General features: G+C 72.4%; 15 protein-coding genes. 14 read left to right on the forward strand and 1 reads right to left on the reverse strand.

Annotated elements, in window-relative coordinates; genetic code table 11:
* Window positions 1–100: 100 nt before the first annotated feature.
* The 8 genes from thrS (at window position 101) to pdxS (ending at window position 10,851) form a co-directional block, all read left to right on the forward strand.
* Window positions 101–2,086 (forward strand): threonine--tRNA ligase, encoded by a 1,986-nt coding sequence (gene thrS / locus AC1VM9_RS17335; protein ID WP_481343643.1) that lies wholly within the window; start codon window positions 101–103, stop codon window positions 2,084–2,086.
* 148 nt (window positions 2,087–2,234) lie between these two features.
* On the forward strand, window positions 2,235–5,528 hold the full coding sequence (locus tag AC1VM9_RS17340) for a GH92 family glycosyl hydrolase (RefSeq protein WP_483123524.1): 3,294 nt from the start codon (window positions 2,235–2,237) through the stop codon (window positions 5,526–5,528).
* Window positions 5,529–5,841: 313 nt separating this feature from the next.
* On the forward strand, window positions 5,842–6,396 hold the full coding sequence (locus tag AC1VM9_RS17345; protein ID WP_481343641.1) for an HIT family protein: 555 nt from the start codon (window positions 5,842–5,844) through the stop codon (window positions 6,394–6,396).
* A gap of 26 nt (window positions 6,397–6,422) precedes the next feature.
* On the forward strand, window positions 6,423–7,046 hold the full coding sequence (gene pgsA, locus AC1VM9_RS17350; RefSeq protein ID WP_481346905.1) for a phosphatidylinositol phosphate synthase: 624 nt from the start codon (window positions 6,423–6,425) through the stop codon (window positions 7,044–7,046).
* Window positions 7,043–8,074, forward strand: a complete 1,032-nt coding sequence (locus tag AC1VM9_RS17355; protein WP_481343160.1) for a phosphatidylinositol mannoside acyltransferase — start codon at window positions 7,043–7,045, stop codon at window positions 8,072–8,074. Before pgsA ends, AC1VM9_RS17355 begins: the two co-directional genes overlap by 4 nt.
* Entirely contained in the window at window positions 8,071–9,243 is a 1,173-nt protein-coding gene (locus tag AC1VM9_RS17360; protein ID WP_481343161.1) for a glycosyltransferase family 4 protein, read from the forward strand. Before AC1VM9_RS17355 ends, AC1VM9_RS17360 begins: the two co-directional genes overlap by 4 nt.
* A complete protein-coding gene (locus AC1VM9_RS17365; protein ID WP_481343162.1) occupies window positions 9,240–9,788 on the forward strand; it encodes a LemA family protein in 549 nt (182 codons plus the stop codon). Before AC1VM9_RS17360 ends, AC1VM9_RS17365 begins: the two co-directional genes overlap by 4 nt.
* 127 nt (window positions 9,789–9,915) lie before the next feature.
* Complete coding sequence (gene pdxS / locus AC1VM9_RS17370) at window positions 9,916–10,851, forward strand: pyridoxal 5'-phosphate synthase lyase subunit PdxS (protein WP_481343163.1); 936 nt, start codon at window positions 9,916–9,918, stop codon at window positions 10,849–10,851.
* Between the two features lie 134 nt (window positions 10,852–10,985).
* Here pdxS and kynU read toward each other — a convergent pair whose 3' ends face one another.
* Window positions 10,986–12,236: a kynureninase gene (gene kynU, locus AC1VM9_RS17375; protein WP_481343164.1), complete on the reverse strand. Its 1,251-nt coding sequence runs from the start codon at window positions 12,234–12,236 to the stop codon at window positions 10,986–10,988.
* 120 nt (window positions 12,237–12,356) lie between these two features.
* Between kynU and pdxT the strand changes: the two genes are divergently transcribed.
* The 6 genes from pdxT (at window position 12,357) to yajC (ending at window position 16,832) form a co-directional block, all read left to right on the forward strand.
* Window positions 12,357–12,962: a pyridoxal 5'-phosphate synthase glutaminase subunit PdxT gene (gene pdxT, locus AC1VM9_RS17380; RefSeq protein WP_481343165.1), complete on the forward strand. Its 606-nt coding sequence runs from the start codon at window positions 12,357–12,359 to the stop codon at window positions 12,960–12,962.
* A 21-nt stretch (window positions 12,963–12,983) separates the two neighbouring features.
* The gene (locus AC1VM9_RS17385) at window positions 12,984–13,742 is read left to right on the forward strand and encodes a YebC/PmpR family DNA-binding transcriptional regulator (RefSeq protein ID WP_481343166.1); all 759 of its coding nucleotides are present in this window, start codon (window positions 12,984–12,986) and stop codon (window positions 13,740–13,742) included.
* Window positions 13,743–13,910: 168 nt separating this feature from the next.
* Window positions 13,911–14,519, forward strand: a complete 609-nt coding sequence (ruvC, locus tag AC1VM9_RS17390) for a crossover junction endodeoxyribonuclease RuvC (RefSeq protein WP_481343167.1) — start codon at window positions 13,911–13,913, stop codon at window positions 14,517–14,519.
* Window positions 14,516–15,118: a Holliday junction branch migration protein RuvA gene (gene ruvA / locus AC1VM9_RS17395; RefSeq protein WP_481343168.1), complete on the forward strand. Its 603-nt coding sequence runs from the start codon at window positions 14,516–14,518 to the stop codon at window positions 15,116–15,118. Before ruvC ends, ruvA begins: the two co-directional genes overlap by 4 nt.
* Window positions 15,115–16,266, forward strand: coding sequence for a Holliday junction branch migration DNA helicase RuvB (ruvB, locus tag AC1VM9_RS17400; RefSeq protein ID WP_481343169.1), 1,152 nt, complete (start codon window positions 15,115–15,117; stop codon window positions 16,264–16,266). The genes ruvA and ruvB overlap by 4 nt, the downstream gene beginning before the upstream one ends.
* Window positions 16,267–16,490: 224 nt before the next feature.
* Entirely contained in the window at window positions 16,491–16,832 is a 342-nt protein-coding gene (gene yajC / locus AC1VM9_RS17405) for a preprotein translocase subunit YajC (protein WP_481343170.1), read from the forward strand.
* The last annotated feature ends 5 nt before the right edge of the window (window positions 16,833–16,837 follow it).

Raw genomic sequence — 16,837 nt, forward strand, 5'->3', positions numbered from 1 at the left:
ATACCCTTGATCGCGCCGTGACCCAAACGGCGTCCACCCAGGGAACACGAGGCGATCCGGCCGGCGACGGTCGGATCGCGCACGAGAAGGAGCACGCACCGTGTCTGCACAGATCACCGTCACCGTCGCCGGGAGCGAGCGAACGGTCGCGGAGCAGACGACGGCGGGTGACCTCTTCGAGGGCGACCGCTCCGTCGTCGTCGCCCGCGTCAACGGCCAGCTGCGCGACCTCTTCCACGTGCTCGCCGACGGCGACGTCGTCGAGCCGGTCCCGGTCGACAGCGAGGACGGGCTCGCCGTGCTGCGCCACTCCACCGCCCACGTGCTGGCGCAGGCCGTGCAGCAGGTCCGGGCCGACGCCAAGCTCGGCATCGGCCCGCCCATCCGCGACGGGTTCTACTACGACTTCGACGTCGACACCCCGTTCCATCCCGATGACCTCAAGGCCCTCGAGAAGGTCATGCAGAAGATCATCAACGAGGGCCAGACCTTCGCACGCCGGGTCGTCACCGACGCCGACGCCCTCGAGGAGCTCGCGGACGAGCCGTACAAGTGCGAGCTGGTCGGGCTCAAGGGCGGCAACGCCGAGGACGCGGCCGAGGGCGCCGGCGTCGAGGTCGGGGGCGGCGAGCTGACGATCTACGACAACATCCGTCGGGACGGCACCCGCGCCTGGGGCGACCTCTGTCGCGGCCCGCACCTGCCCAGCACCAAGGTCATCGGCAACGCCTTCAAGCTGATGCGCTCCGCGGCCGCGTACTGGCGCGGGTCGGAGAAGAACCCGCAGCTGCAGCGCATCTACGGCACGGCCTGGCCGACCAAGGACGATCTCAAGGCCTACCTCGACCGGCTCGCCGAGGCCGAGCGCCGGGACCACCGCCGCATCGGTGCCGAGATGGACCTCTTCTCCTTCCCGGACGAGCTCGGGTCCGGTCTCGTCGTGTTCCACCCGAAGGGCGGCGTCATCAAGCGCGAGATGGAGGACTACGTGCGGCGCCGGCACGTCGAGGAGGGCTTCGCCTACGTCGGCACGCCGCACATCTCCAAGGACGGGCTCTTCCACACCTCGGGGCACCTGCCCTACTACGCCGACACGATGTTCCCGCCGATGGAGCTCGAGGGCGCGAAGTACCAGCTCAAGGCCATGAGCTGTCCCATGCACAACCTCATCTTCAAGTCACGCGGCCGGTCCTACCGCGAGCTGCCGCTGCGCCTGTTCGAGTTCGGGGGCGTCTACCGCTACGAGAAGTCGGGGGTCGTGCACGGCCTGACCCGCGTCCGCGGCCTGACCCAGGACGACTCCCACTCGTACGTCACGCCCGAGCAGGCACCAGCGGAGATCAAGCACCTCCTCGACTTCTGCCTGGGACTCTTCCGCGACTTCGGCCTCGACGACTTCTACCTCGAGCTGTCGACCCGCGACACCGAGGGCGAGAAGTCGGCCAAGTTCATCGGCAGCGACGAGCAGTGGGAGGAGGCGACGGCCGTCCTCGAGAGGGTGGCCACCGAGTCCGGGCTCGAGCTCGTGGCCGACCCGGGCGGTGCCGCGTTCTACGGCCCGAAGATCTCCGTGCAGGCCCGCGACGCCATCGGCCGCACCTGGCAGATGTCGACGATCCAGTACGACTTCAACCAACCGGCGCGCTTCGGCCTCGAGTACCAGGCGGCCGACGGGTCGCGCCAGCAGCCGGTGATGATCCACTCGGCCAAGTTCGGCTCGATCGAGCGGTTCCTCGGCGTCCTCGTCGAGCACTACGCCGGTGCGTTCCCCGTGTGGCTCGCGCCCGTGCAGGTGCTCGGCGTACCGGTGGCCGAGGACTACGCCGACTACCTCGGCGAGGTACTGGACCGCATGCGCCGCAAGGGAGTCCGCGTCGAGCTCGACGCCAGCGACGACCGCTTCCCCAAGAAGATCCGCAACGCGAGCAAGTCGAAGGTCCCCTTCACGCTCATCGCCGGCGAGGAGGACCGGGCCGCAGGAGCCGTGTCCTTCCGCTACCGCGACGGGTCCCAGAAGAACGGGGTGCCGGTGGACGACGCGATCGCCGAGGTGCTGGCCGCGATCGAGAGCCGCGCGCAGGTCTGACCGCGACGGGATGCGCTGAGCCGCGGACCACTGTCCTGTCCGATGTCGTGTCGACTTCGGACAGGGCAGTGGTCACGGGTTGCCACACGGGACGCACGACACGAGTCTCGGGCGAGACACCGCCGTCGCCCCGTGAAGGAACGCTCTCATGCGCATCGTGCTCAGATCGCTCGGCACCGTCGTCCTCGCCGCCATGGTCCTCGGACCGGTGCTGCCCTCGGGCGCACCGCCGACGGCGGCGGCAGCTGCGGCGGCCGGCCAGACCCTCGTCGGGTCCGTCAACCCGTTCATCGGCACGCAGGACAACGGGAACACGTTCCCCGGCGCCAGTGCGCCGTTCGGCATGGTCCAGGTCAGCCCGGACACCGGGGGAGAGGGCGGCTACGACTACTCGCAGACGTCGATCTACGGCTTCAGCCAGACGCACCTGTCCGGCGTCGGGTGCCCGGTCGTCGGCGAGCTGCCCGTCATGCCCACGACAGGCGCGATCACGACCGTCGACGCCGCGCGCTACGCGTCCGCGTACTCCCACGCCGACGAGGAGGCGAGCCCCGGCTACTACCGCGTCGGGCTGCCGACCTATGGCGTGCAGGCCGAGCTGACGGCGACCGACAGGACCGGCTGGCAGCGGTTCACCTTCCCATCCGGCAAGGCCGCCAACGTGCTGCTCAACACCGGCAAGGCCAACATGCGCGTCTTCGACTCCGAGGTGCACGTCGTGGGCGACCGCGTCGTCGAGGGCCGCATCCACGACGGCAACTTCTGCGCCGGCAAGGACGAGCACACGGTGTGGTTCCGCGCCGAGTTCGACCGGCCGTTCTCGTCGTTCGGCACGTGGAGCGGCTCGACGCTGACGAACGGTCGCCGCGACACGTCCACCACGGGCGGCGGCAACGGCGCCGCGGTCACCTTCCCGACCGGCACGACGTCGGTGACGATGAAGGTGGGCCTCAGCTACACCGGCCCCGAGGGCGCCCGCGCCAACCTCTCGAAGGAGACCGGCGACGGGTTCGACTTCGACGCGACGCGCGCCGCCCTCACCCAGCGGTGGGAGCAGCAGCTCGAGCACGCCCGGGTCACAGGCGGATCCGACGAACGGCGCACGGCCTACTACACGGCGCTCTACCACTCGCTCATGCACCCGAACCTGGCCTCCGACGTAGATGGGACGTACCACGGCTGGGACGGCAGGACGCACGTCGCCGACGGCTACACCCCTCGCCAGAACTTCTCACTGTGGGACACCTACCGGCCACAGAACCAGCTGCTCGAGGTGCTCGCTCCTGACGTCGCCCGTGACTCCTACCTGTCGCTGCTGGCCATCGGCCGCGAGGGTGGCTGGCTGCCGCGCTGGGCCCTCGTAAACAGCGAGACGAACATCATGACCGGTGACCCGGTGACGCCGTTCCTCGTCGAGGGCTGGAGCAAGGGCTTTCTCGCCGGGTACGAGGAGCAGGCGTACGCCCTGCTCAGGCAGAACGCGACCGAGCGGCCGCCGGCCGACAGCCAGTACAACGGACGCTCCGGGCAGCACTGGTACGAGAAGCTCGGCTACATCCCGTTCGGCCTCCGCGTCGGCACCGACTGCGTGTCGCACGGTGGCGACAACGACTGCGCCCACCCGGCGTCGGCCACCATGGAGTACGCCGCGGCCGACGCGTCGCTCGCCATCATGGCCAAGGCCCTCGGGCACGCGGCGGACGCGTCGATGCTCACCGAGCGCAGCGGCTGGTACAAGAACCTCTGGGACGCCGGCACGCAGACCTTCCGCCCGCGGATGAGCGACGGCACCTGGCTCGACCCGTACGACCCGGTCGAGGCCTCGCACGCCTTCCACGAAGGCGGCTCCTACCAGTACCAGTGGCTGGCCCCGCAGGACCCCGCCGGCCTGGTGGAGCTGATGGGCGGACGCGCAGCCACGGAGAAGCGCCTCGACGACTTCTTCGCCTACGACAAGCTGCTCACCGACCCGGCCGGCACCGCGCGCACCGACTGGATCGAGGCGACGTACGCCTACTACAGCAAGCCGACGTACAACCCGAACAACGAGCCCGACCTGCTCGCGCCGTACCTCTACGCGTGGGTCCAGCAGCCGGCGAAGATCGCAACCGTGGCCCGTGCCGCGTTCACGCTCTTCACCGACGGGGCCGACGGCATGACCGGCAACGACGACCTCGGCACGATGAGCGCCTGGTACGTCTTCTGGTCCTGGGGGCTCTACCCGACGATGAGCGGGGCCGACTACTTCGTCGTCAGCTCGCCGCAGTTCGAGCGCGTCGACATCGACGTCGCCTCTCCGGCGACGGTGGGTACCGGTCAGGGCGGCCGCCTCACCATCACGGCGCCCGGCGTCTCCGACGCCGACCGCTACGTCCAGACCCTCACGGTCAACGGGACGAAGAGCACGAAGAGCTGGGTCGGCTGGGACGCCCTGCGCCGCGGCGGCACCATCGCCCACACGGTCGGCACGACGCCGAGCCGGTGGGGCACCACGCCCGCGGACGTGCCGCCCTCGGCCGTGCGGGCCGGACGCGACCCGCGCCTGTCGCTGTCGATGACGGCGCGCCCGAACCCGGTCGTCGTGCCCACCGGCGCCCGGCAGGCCCGCCTCTCGGTCGACCTCGTCGGACAGGCGCCCAAGAGCCTGCCCGTGCACGTCGACGTCGCGACGCCCCAGGGCTGGTCGGCCGCGGTCGGCGGCAGCGGTGACGCTGCCGCCGTGCTGCACAGCGACGGCGTCCCGGCCAGCGCGTCGGTGCCCGTGACGGTGACGCTGCCCGCCGGCCTCGGCGTCGGGACCCACGAGGTCCGGGTCACCGCCTCGGCGCCGGGCGTCGACCCGGTGACGAAGGTCGTCACGGTGCAGCTGCAGGAGGCTCTCGAGTGCGTGCCCGGTGCCGCCGGCTGCGCCGTCGACCTCGGGCAGGCCCGCAACCACGACGGCACGGCGACGGTGTCCGCGCCGAGCGAGGGCAACTTCGACGGCAGCGGCTGGAGCTACGACGCCGCCCTGCTGCCGACGGGTGCCACGTGGGACTGGAACGGCGTCACGTACGCCGCGCCGGTGACCTCGGGCACGACGCCGAACTTCGTCGAGGCCCGGGGACAGACGATCCTCGTGCCCGCGGCGAGCCGGAGCGCGGTCCACGTCGTCGGGGCGACGCACAACGGCGACGTCTCGACCGCTCTGCGCCTCGCCTACACCGACGGCACGGTGCAGTCGGTGCCCATCTCCCTCACCGACTGGGCTGCCGGCAGTGGGCACAACGGCAACCAGGTCGCCATCGCGATGGACCACCGGATCAAGGGGGGCTCAGGCGTCGACGGGCCGCCGGTGCAGCTCTTCGGCGCGACGGTGGCCGCCGACCCGAGCAGGCAGCTGCAGTCGGTCACGCTGCCGGGCGACGACCGCTTCGAGGTCTACGCCGTCACGCTCGGCTGACGTCGACCGCTCGCGGGTCCGGCGCCGTCGCGCGCCGGGCCCGCGCACAGCCGGACCTGGTCGCCTCGACTCCTTGCGCGGCTCCGGCTCGTGGCCGAGACTGTTCGCACCTCGGCCCCGCGGCTCTCACACCCGCGGGGCTGATCTGCGTCGGTCCTGCGCTCGAACCGGCGTCCGTCCGGCATCGGACCGGACGAGGCGTGTCGATTTCTGCCTGCCCGACCGAGACGATTCAATGGTCGCAGGCCCTGCGGTGTGTGAGACCGCAGGGCCGCTGACGTCCGGCAACCCCGCAGTCCTAGGATCGACATCCATGACGGAGCAGGGGAGCGCGCCCGAGCCGGCCGAGGACTTCGCCCGCGTCGACGACGGCTTCGAACGGCTGTGGACCCCGCACCGGATGGCCTACATCCTGGGCGACCGGCCGACCGACGAGGCCGGCACCGACTGCCCCTTCTGCGCGGCGCCGGGCAAGCCCGACGCCGAGGGCCTCGTCGTGCACCGCGGCCGGAGCTGCTACGTCGTCATGAACCTCTTTCCCTACAACCCCGGCCACGTCCTCGTCTGCCCGTACCGGCACGTCTCCCTCTACGTCGACCTCACCGACGAGGAGACGCACGAGTTCACGGCGCTGACCAAGCAGGCCGTGCGCGCGCTCGAGGCCGCGTCGGGCCCGCACGGGTTCAACCTCGGCATGAACCAGGGTGCGGTGGCCGGGGCCGGGGTCGCGGCGCACCTGCACCAGCACGTCGTGCCGCGGTGGAGCGGCGACTCGAACTTCCTGCCGATCGTGGCCCAGACCAAGGCCCTGCCCGTGCTGCTCGAGGAGACGCGCGCGCGCCTCGTCGCCGCCTGGCCCGAGGGCTGAGCGGCGGTCAGTACGCTGTCACCACCATGCTCAACAGACTCCTGCGCGCGTCGCTGACCAAGGTCCTCGGTCCGATCGCCCACCTCTTCCTCCGGCTCGGCATCAGCCCGGACGTCGTCACGATCGTCGGAACGGTCGGGGTCTGCGTGGGAGCCCTCGCGTTCTTCCCGCGTGGACAGATCTGGGTGGGGGTGCTCCTCATCACCGCGTTCGTCTTCTCCGACACCGTCGACGGCATCATGGCGCGGGCGTCCGGCCGGTCGAGCAAGTGGGGGGCCTACCTCGACTCGACGCTGGACCGCGTCGGGGACGCCGCGATCTTCGGCGGCCTCGTCCTCTACTACGCCGGCCCCGGCGACAACCGGCTGATGGCCGGCCTCGCACTCGCCTGCCTCATCCTCGGCAGCGTCGTCTCGTACGCCAAGGCCAGGGCAGAGGGGCTCGGCTACACGGCCGACGTCGGCATCGCCGAGCGGGCCGACCGGCTCGTCGCCGTTCTCGTCGCCGCCTTCTTCGCCGACCTGCTCGACTCGACGCTGCTGCTCGGGGTGGTCCTCGCCCTGCTCGCGGTCGCCAGCTTCGTCACGGTGCTGCAGCGGATGGTCACGGTCCGACGCCAGGCGCTCGCGGCGGGGGAGGCACGCAGTTGAGCGGGCTCGTCCGGCGGGCCACCGACTCGCTCAGCGTCCTCGGCTTCTCGCTCGGCTGGTCGGCCGTGCGCGGGCTGCCCGAACGTGCCGCGTACGGGCTGTTCGACCGCGTCGCGGACATCGCGGTGCGCCGTGGCGGCTCGGGCATCGACCGGCTGCGGACCAACTACCGCCGGGTGCGGCCGGAGCTGTCCGAGGCCGAGCTGGACGAGCTCGTGCACGCGGGCATGCGCTCCTACATGCGCTACTACTGCGAGGCCTTCCGCCTGCCCTCGCTGAGCCGCGAGCAGGTGGACCGCGCGGTCGTGACGCGCGGGGCCGACGAGGTCGCCGAGCTCTCGGCCCGGGGGGAGGCCGTCGTCGTGTTCGTCGGCCACCTCGGCAACTTCGACCTCGCGGCGGCGTGGTCGGCCGGCAACCTCATGCCGGTCACGACGGTCGCCGAGCGCCTGAAGCCGGAGGAGGTGTACCAGGAGTTCGTCGCCTTCCGCCGCAGCATCGGGATGGACATCCTTCCGCTGACCGGTGGCGACGACCCGTTCCGGGGCCTGCTCGCGGCCGCCCGGGGTGGGGGTCGCATCATCGCCCTCGCCTCCGACCGCGACCTCACGAACGGTGGTGTCGAGGTCGACCTGCTCGGCCACCGCGCACGCATGGCCAAGGGCCCCGCCGTGCTGTCCCTCATGACCGGCGCCCCGCTCTACGCCGCCCGTCTCTGGTACGAGCCGGTACCTCGGGGGGAGGGCCTCGGCGGCCACCGGACCGTCATCGAGTTCAGCGAGCGGCTCGTGCCGCGCGTCCAGGGCACGACGGGCGCACGCGCCGCCGACCTCGTCCAGCAGTGCGCCGACCACCTCGCCGTCACCATCCGTGAGCACACGTCGAGCTGGCACATGCTGCAACGGGTCTTCGTCGACGACCTGGACCCGGCCCGCACCCCGGCTCCGTCCGCCCTGTCGCCCTCCGCGGCCGTCCCCGCTCCGGCCGCGAGCCGTGCCTGGACAGCAGAGGGCCGGAGCCCGTCGTGAGGGTCGGCATCGTCTGCCCGTACTCCTTCGACCTGCCGGGCGGGGTCCAGTTCCACGTCCGCGACCTCGCCGAGCACCTCATCGGCCTCGGCCACGAGGTGTCCGTCCTCGCGCCTGCCGACAGCGAGACCGCCCTGCCGGACTACGTGACGTCGGCCGGGCGAGCCACGGCGGTCCGGTACAACGGCTCGGTGGCCCGGCTCAACTTCGGCCCGGTGACGGCGACCAAGGTCGGCAGGTGGCTCGAGCAGGGGGAGTTCGACGTCCTGCACCTGCACGAGCCCGTGACGCCGAGCATCAGCGTCCTCGCGCTCTTCGCGGCCGAGGGCCCGATCGTCGCGACGTTCCACACCTCGATGGTCCGCTCACGCACGATGCAGACCGCCTACCCGATCGTCCGGCCGAGCCTGGAGAAGATCGCCGGACGCATCGCCGTGAGCGAGGACGCCCGCCGCACGGTCACGACGCACGTCGGTGGGGACGCCGTCGTCATCCCGAACGGCGTCTACGTCGAGCGCTTCGCGGCCGCGCCGAGGCGCAGCGCCTGGATCGGCACGCCGACGGCGCCGACGATCGCCTTCCTCGGCCGGATGGGTGAGCCACGCAAGGGGCTGCCGGTCCTCGCCGCGGCCCTGCCCGACGTCCTGCGGGCCGTGCCGGGCCTGCGCGTCCTCGTCGCCGGTCCCGGCGACCCCGAGGACGTCACCGAGGGGTGGCCACCGGAGGTCGTCGCCGCGTGCGAGTTCCTCGGCGCCGTCTCCGACGACGAGAAGGCCTCCCTGCTGGCGTCGGTCGACGTCTACGTCGCCCCGAACACCGGGGGCGAGAGCTTCGGCATCATCCTCATCGAGGCGATGTCCGCGGGCGCCTGCGTCCTCGCCAGCGACCTCGGCGCCTTCTCCCGCGTGCTCGACGGTGGCGAGGCCGGCGCGATGTTCGCCAACGAGGACCCGGCCGACCTCGCCCGCGTCCTCGTCGGGCTGCTCCGCGACCCGGCCCGACGCCGCACCCTCGCCGAGGCCGGCCGCCTCCGCGCGCGCCTGTTCGACTGGTCGGTCGTCGCCGACCGCATCCTCGCGGTCTACGAGACGGTCATCGAGGGCCGCGCTGCGGCGCGGTTCGAGCCGCCCGCCCGCTGGAGCCGCTTCCTGCCGGGGAGGACCCGGTGAGCGAGCTGCTGACGTGGGTCTTCGCGGTCCTGTTCGTCCTCGTCGTCATCGCCTGGTACCTGTCGTACACGGCGGCCCGTCTCGACCGGCTCCACGTCCGCCTCAGCGGCACCCTGGCCGCCCTCGACGCGCGGCTCGTGCGGCGCGCCGAGGCGGCGGTCGAGCTGGCCAACAGCGGGCTGCTCGACGTCGCGACGGCGCTCATCGTCGCCGACGCGGCGGGCGACTCTCTCGAGGCGCCGGCCGAGCACGGCGAGGAGCGCGAGCAGGCCGAGAGCGACCTCACCGAGGCGCTCGGGCTCGCCCTCGCCCCGGAGGTCGTGGCCGACCTGCGCGAGGACCCAGTGGGGCGCGACGTCGTCGAACGCGTCACGTCGGCGTGCACGCGGGTGCAGCTGGCGCGGCGGTTCCACAACGACGCGGTGACCGACGTCCGCCGGGTGCGGCGGACGTGGACCGTGCGGGTGTTCCACCTGGCGGGTCACACCCCGATGCCGCACACCATCGAGTTCGACGACGAGGTTCCCGCGCTCGTTGTCGACTGATCGGCGTCCCGACGCGCGCCCGGCGCGCGGACCCGGTCGGGACCACCGCGCGCGGGGCCCTACCCTTGGAGGCGAGGGGCTCGTGACCTCCCACGGGCCACCCGCGACACAGCGAAAGCAGGACATCGTGAGCACGACCCAGACGCCCGGCGGCGCGGCCGCGGCCGACCGGCACGCCGGCACGAGCACCGGCACCACTCGCGTCAAGCGAGGCATGGCCGAGATGCTCAAGGGCGGCGTCATCATGGACGTCGTCACGCCCGAACAGGCCAAGATCGCCGAGGACGCCGGCGCCGTGGCCGTCATGGCCCTCGAGCGGGTCCCGGCCGACATCCGTGCCCAGGGCGGCGTCTCGCGCATGAGCGACCCCGACATGATCGACGGCATCATCGAGGCCGTCTCGATCCCGGTCATGGCCAAGGCCCGCATCGGCCACTTCGTCGAGGCCCAGGTGCTCCAGAGCCTCGGGGTCGACTACGTCGACGAGTCGGAGGTCCTGACCCCGGCCGACTACGCCAACCACATCGACAAGTGGCAGTTCACCGTGCCCTTCGTCTGCGGCGCCACCAACCTGGGCGAGGCCCTGCGCCGCATCACCGAGGGTGCGGCCATGATCCGCTCCAAGGGCGAGGCCGGTACCGGCGACGTCTCCAACGCGACGACGCACATGCGCCAGATCCGCCAGGAGATCCGCCGCCTGCAGAGCCTGCCGGAGGACGAGCTCTACGTGGCCGCCAAGGAGCTGCAGGCACCGTACGACCTCGTCAAGGAGATCGCCGAGACCGGCAAGCTGCCCGTCGTCCTCTTCACGGCCGGTGGCATCGCCACCCCGGCCGACGCGGCGATGATGATGCAGCTCGGCGCGGAGGGCGTCTTCGTCGGCTCCGGCATCTTCAAGTCCGGCAACCCGGCGCAGCGCGCCGAGGCGATCGTCAAGGCCACGACCTTCCACGACGACCCCGACGTCATCGCCAAGGTCTCCCGCGGCCTCGGCGAGGCCATGGTCGGCATCAACGTCGACGAGATCCCGCAGCCGCACCGGCTCGCCGAGCGCGGTTGGTGACCCAGCCCGCTGCGATCGCACGACCGGCGGACGCCGTCGCACCCGTGGGTGCGGCGGCGTCCGCCGTTCCGGCACCGGCTGGGCGCGCCGTCACGGCCCCGCGAAGCCCGCACGGCCATGGCCCGTGAGAGGCCTCAGGTGACCGCGCCGCGCTCGGCGAACTCCGGACGCTCGAACTCGCGGCCCTCGACGACGTCGCGGACGTGCTCCGCGGCCCTCACCGCGTCGACGTGCGTCACGTAGAGCGGCGCGAACCCGAGCCGCACGATGTCGGGCTCGCGGAAGTCACCGATGACGCCGCGGGCGATGAGCGCCTGCACGACGGCGAAGGCCTGCGGGTGGCGCAGCGAGACCTGGGACCCGCGACGCTCCGCCGGGCGCGGCGTCGCGAGGGGCAGGTCCACGCCGAGCGCCCCGAGAGCGTCGAGGAAGGTGGCCGTCACCGACAGCGACGCGGCGCGGACGTCGGCGGGGGACAGGCCGTCGTAGGCCGTCAGGGCCGCCTCCAGGGCGAGGACGGACAGCAGCGGCGGGGTGCCGACCCGGGCTCGGGTGATGCCGGCGTGCGGCTCGTAGTCCGGGCTCATGTCGAAGGGCCGGGCGTGCCCCTGCCAGCCGGCCAGCGGCTGGTCGAACCGGTCCTGGTGCCGGGCCGCGACGTAGATGAACGCCGGAGCCCCGGGGCCGCCGTTGAGGTACTTGTAGCCGCAGCCGACGGCCAGGTCGACGCCGTTCGCGTCGAGGTCGACGTCGACGACGCCCGCCGAGTGGCACAGGTCCCAGCAGACGAGCGCACCCTCCTCGTGCGCGACGTCGGTCAGGGGGCGAAGGTCCCACAGCTCACCGGTGCGGTAGTCGACGCTCGAGTAGGCGGCGAGGGCGAGGGCGTCACCCACTTCGTGGACGGCGGCGACCGCGTCGCGCGGCGACACCCGTCGCACCTCGAGGCCGCAGAGGCGGGCGGCTGCCTCGGTCATGTAGAGGTCGGTCGGGAACGAGTCGGGGTCGGTGAGCACGACGGTGCGGCCCGGCCGCAGTCGTGCCGCGCCCACGACGGCCTTGAACAGGTTGACCGACGTCGAGTCGGTGACGACGACCTGGCCCGGTGCCGCCCCGACGATGCGCCCCACCGCGTCGCCGACGCGGGTCTGCGCGCCCCACCAGTCGGCCTCGTTCCAGGACCGGATGAGTCGCTCGCCCCACTGGCGGCGCACGACGTCCTCGAGGACCGGTCCGACGGCGCGCGGCAGGGCCCCGAGCGAGTTGCCGTCGAGGTAGATGACGCCCTCCGGCAGGTCGAAGAGGTCACGGGTTCCCGCCAGGGGCGACGCGGCGTCCGCGGCCTCGGCGGCGGACAGGAGGGTGTCGAGAGCGCTGAGGGTCATGGCCGCAACGTATCCCGGTCGGCCCGGCGCGCGTCAGGACCGGTCCGTCACCGACTGTCTCGGGTCCCAGACGCCGGGCCGGTGTGACCCGCAGGGAGCGCGCGGCATACCCTCGCCCTCATGGCAGCACCCCGCATCGGCGTCCTCGCCGTCCAGGGCGACGTCCGCGAGCACGCCGCAGCCCTCACCGACCTCGGCGCCGACGTCACCCTGGTCCGGCGTCCCGGCGAGGTCGACCGGCTCGACGGGCTCGTCGTGCCCGGCGGCGAGTCGACCACCATGGACAAGCTCGTCCGCGCCTTCGACCTCCAGGAACCGCTGCGACGGCGCATCGCCGAGGGACTCCCGGTGTTCGGGTCGTGCGCCGGCATGATCATGCTCGCCGACCGCATCGCCGACGGACGCCCGGACCAGCAGACCCTCGGCGGCCTCGACGTCACCGTGCGCCGCAACGCCTTCGGCCGGCAGGTCGACTCCTTCGAGCAGGACCTCGAGTTCGCCGGCCTCGACGGCACGGTGCACGCCGTCTTCATCCGCGCTCCGTGGGTCGAGACGGCGGGGGAGGCCGTCGAGGTGCTCGCGCGAGTCAGCGACGGGCCGGCCGCCGGTAGGATCGTCGCGGTTCGGCAGGGGAACCTCATGGCGACCTCCTTCCATCCCGAGGTCGGGGGAGACCGCCGCATCCACGCCGAGTTCGTCAAGATCGTCACGCAGCACTGCCAGTAGACCGGAACGCGAGGACACTGCATGAGCGGCCACTCCAAATGGGCCACCACGAAGCACAAGAAGGCTGCCATCGACGCCAAGCGCGGCAAGCTCTTCGCCAAGCTCATCAAGAACATCGAGGTCGCGGCCAAGCAGGGCGGCGGTGACCCCGCCGGCAACCCGACGCTCTACGACGCGATCCAGAAGGCGAAGAAGACCTCGGTCCCGAACGACAACATCGACCGCGCCGTCAAGCGTGGCTCGGGTGCCGAGGCCGGCGGGTCCGACTGGCAGACGATCATGTACGAGGGCTACGCGCCCAACGGCGTCGCGCTCCTCATCGAGTGCCTCACCGACAACCGCAACCGTGCGGCTGCCGAGGTCCGCACGGCCCTGACCCGCAACGGCGGCCAGCTGGCCGACCCGGGCTCGGTCGCCTACGTCTTCAACCGCAAGGGCGTCGTCATCGTGCCCAAGGACGGCACGTCCGAGGACGACATCCTCGAGGTCGTCCTCGAGGCGGGCGCCGAAGAGGTCAACGACAACGGCGACACCTGGGAGATCGTCTCCGAGGCAAGCGACTTCGTCGCGGTCCGCCGGGCCGTCCAGGAGGCCGGCATCGACTACGACTCCGCCGAGGCGTCCTTCGTGCCCAACCTGCAGGTGCCCCTCGGCCTCGACGGCGCGAAGAAGATGATCCGCGTCATCGACGCCCTCGAGGACAGCGACGACGTCCAGAACGTCTACGCCAACGGCGACATCCCCGACGACGTGCTCGCGGAGCTCGACGCCGAGGAGTGAGCCCACCCGGACGGCGTCGTCCGAGCGCAGACGAGGAGGCACGTCGGTGACCGGCGTGCCTCCTCGTCGCCGGCGGACCGGGCGGTTAGCGTTGGTCCCGAACACCTGTTCGGATCGGCCGCCGGTTCGAACCGCCCGACCGACCCGACGACCGCCCCAGGAGGTGCCGTGCGCGTCCTCGCCGTCGACCCCGGCCTGACCCGCTGCGGCGTCGGCGTCGTCGACGGGTCTCCCGGGCGGCGGCTCGCGCTCGTCGAGGTCGGCGTGATCCGCACCCCGTCCGGCGACCCGACGCCGCGCCGCCTGGTCGCCGTCGAGGACGAGATGCGGCACTGGTTCGAGCGGCACCGGCCCGAGGCCGTCGCCATCGAGCGCGTCTTCGCCGACACCAACGTCTCGACGGTCATGGGCACCGCCCAGGTCACGGGCATCGTCATGATGCTCGCCGAGCGGCGCGGCCTACCCGTCACGCTGCACACCCCCACCGAGGTCAAGGCGGCCGTGAGCGGCAGCGGCCGCGCGGACAAGGCGCAGGTCACGACGATGGTGACCCGCCTCCTCGGCCTCGACACGCCACCGAAGCCCGCCGACGCCGCCGACGCCCTCGCCCTCGCCATCTGCCACGTGTGGCGCGGCGGCACCCAGAACCGGCTCGAGCAGGCGCGCGACGAGCTGCTCGCCCGCCGGCCCCGCGCCTCCCGTCCGTCGCGCACGCCGACCGCCTCGACCCCACCGGCCCGTCCCGCTCGCACCCTCCCAGGAGCCCGCCCCCGATGATCGCGTCCCTGTCCGGCACCGTCCTCAAGGTCGGCCTCGACTCCCTCGTCCTCGGGGTCGGCGGCGTGGGGATGCTCGTGCACACGACGCCCGCGACGGCGGCGTCGGTCCGGCACGGCGCGCAGGCCGACCTCGCCACGACGCTCGTCGTGCGCGAGGACTCGCTGACGCTGTACGGCTTCGCCACCGACGACGAGAAGCTCGTCTTCGAGACCGTCCAGACCGTGTCCGGCGTCGGCCCGCGTCTCGCGCTCGCGCTTCTCGCCGTCCACTCGCCCGACGCGGTCCGGGTGGCCCTCGGCACGGGCGACGTCGCGGCGCTGACCAAGGTGCCGGGCATCGGCCGCAAGGGCGCCGAGCGGCTCGTGCTCGAGCTCAAGGACAAGCTCGGCGCGCTCCCCGGGTCCGGCAGCGCGGCCGAGCCGGTCCCGCTCGAGACGGGCGACGCGTGGCGCGAGCAGGTGCGCGAGGCCCTCGTCGGGCTGGGGTGGAACGTGCGACAGGCCGAGGACGCCCTCGACAAGGTCGCGCCGAGAGCCGCGGAGGGCGCCGGCGTCTCCGCGCTCCTGCGGGCCGCCCTCCAGGAGCTGGGCCGATGAGCCGCGACCGGTCCGGCGCCGAGGCCGCCGACCTGCCCGACCTCGAGGTCTGGGACGACGGGTCGTTCGACGCGACCGCGCGCATCGTCGACGCGCGGGTCCACGACGACGGCCCGGGTGACGAGCGCCAGGTCGAGGCCGCGCTCCGCCCGCGTCGCCTCGACGACTTCCCCGGGCAGGACCGCGTCCGCGAGCAGCTCGGGCTCGTCCTCACGGCGGCCCGCGGTCGCGGCACGCCGCCGGACCACGTCCTGCTGTCCGGGCCCCCGGGGCTCGGCAAGACCACGCTGGCGATGATCGTCGCGAGCGAGCTCGAGCAGCCGATCCGCATCACGTCGGGACCCGCCATCCAGCACGCGGGTGACCTCGCGTCCGTGCTGTCCTCCCTTGCCGAGGGCGAGGTCCTCTTCCTCGACGAGATCCACCGGATGTCCCGCTCGGCCGAGGAGATGCTCTACCTGGCCATGGAGGACTTCCGGGTCGACGTCATCATCGGCAAGGGCCCCGGAGCCACCGCCATCCCGCTCGAGCTGCCCCCCTTCACGGTCGTGGGCGCGACGACGCGCGCCGGTCTGCTGCCGGCGCCCCTGCGCGACCGCTTCGGCTTCACCGGCCACCTCGACTTCTACGCGCCGCAGGACCTCGTCTCGATCCTGCACCGCTCGGCGCGGCTGCTCGGGCTCGACGCCGACGAGGACGGCATCGCCGAGATCGCGCTGCGCTCCCGCGGGACCCCGCGCATCGCCAACCGGTTGCTGCGCCGGGTCCGCGACTGGGCACAGGTCCACGGCGAGCACCGGGTCAGCCGCAGCGCGGCGCGCAGGGCCCTCGAGCTGTTCGACGTCGACGAACGCGGCCTCGACCGCCTCGACCGCGCCGTCCTCGAGGCACTGTGTCGGCGCTTCGCCGGAGGCCCGGTCGGATTGTCCACGCTCGCCGTGGCGGTGGGGGAGGAGCCGGACACCGTCGAGACCGTCGCGGAACCGTTCCTCGTGCGCGAGGGCTTCATGGTGCGCACGCCCCGCGGCCGCGCCGCCTCGACCCTGGCCTGGGAGCACCTCGGTCTGGCTCCGCCCGCCGACGCCCAGGCCATCTGGTCGGCGACCCTGCCGCTCGACGACGCCGGCGGCGGCCGCTTCGACGGCTGAGCAAACGCTGCCAAAACGTGACCGCAGGCCCGCGTGTGAACGATGTGAGCGTTCTGACAAACTGCGGGCGCGCACGTAGACTCCTGCGGGCACCCTCGCCGCTGCCGCGGCACCATCAGGTGCCTCCGGTCGTTGACGCCACAGCCGACGCCCCACCGGTCCCACACGATCGGGATCGCCGTGCTGGGTGTGCACCGGACGTAGACACGAAGGATTGAGCTGACATGAACTCCAACGGGTCCTTCTCGTTGCTGATCTTCCTCCTGCCCCTGCTCCTCATCGGGTGGCTGTTCTGGACCCAGAACAAGCGGATGAGGCAGATGCGGGAGTTCAGCTCCGCCCTGTCCGTCGGCGACCAGGTCGTCACGTCCTCCGGCATCTTCGGCACCGTCCGCCACCTCGACGACTCCTCCGCCTGGCTCGAGGTCGCCGAGGGCGTCACGATCCGCGTCGACCGCCGCGCCGTCGCGATGAAGCAGGACCCCGCGGCCGCCGGCGGCTCCAGCGAGGGTCCTGCCGTGGCTCCCGGCGACGACGCGCCCGGCACCACCCCGACGGGTCAGTGAGGCCT

The sequence above is a fragment of the Monashia sp. HAY1-11D genome (assembly GCF_056868035.1).

Coding starts and splice junctions, on each gene's coding strand:
- yajC (WP_481343170.1), top strand. CDS start 16,491: ATGAACTCCAACGGGTCCTTCTCGTTGCTGATCTTCCTCCTGCCCCTG.
- kynU (WP_481343164.1), bottom strand. CDS start 12,236: ATGACCCTCAGCGCTCTCGACACCCTCCTGTCCGCCGCCGAGGCCGCG.
- pdxT (WP_481343165.1), top strand. CDS start 12,357: ATGGCAGCACCCCGCATCGGCGTCCTCGCCGTCCAGGGCGACGTCCGC.
- AC1VM9_RS17385 (WP_481343166.1), top strand. CDS start 12,984: ATGAGCGGCCACTCCAAATGGGCCACCACGAAGCACAAGAAGGCTGCC.
- ruvA (WP_481343168.1), top strand. CDS start 14,516: ATGATCGCGTCCCTGTCCGGCACCGTCCTCAAGGTCGGCCTCGACTCC.
- pgsA (WP_481346905.1), top strand. CDS start 6,423: ATGCTCAACAGACTCCTGCGCGCGTCGCTGACCAAGGTCCTCGGTCCG.
- ruvB (WP_481343169.1), top strand. CDS start 15,115: ATGAGCCGCGACCGGTCCGGCGCCGAGGCCGCCGACCTGCCCGACCTC.
- AC1VM9_RS17340 (WP_483123524.1), top strand. CDS start 2,235: ATGCGCATCGTGCTCAGATCGCTCGGCACCGTCGTCCTCGCCGCCATG.
- AC1VM9_RS17345 (WP_481343641.1), top strand. CDS start 5,842: ATGACGGAGCAGGGGAGCGCGCCCGAGCCGGCCGAGGACTTCGCCCGC.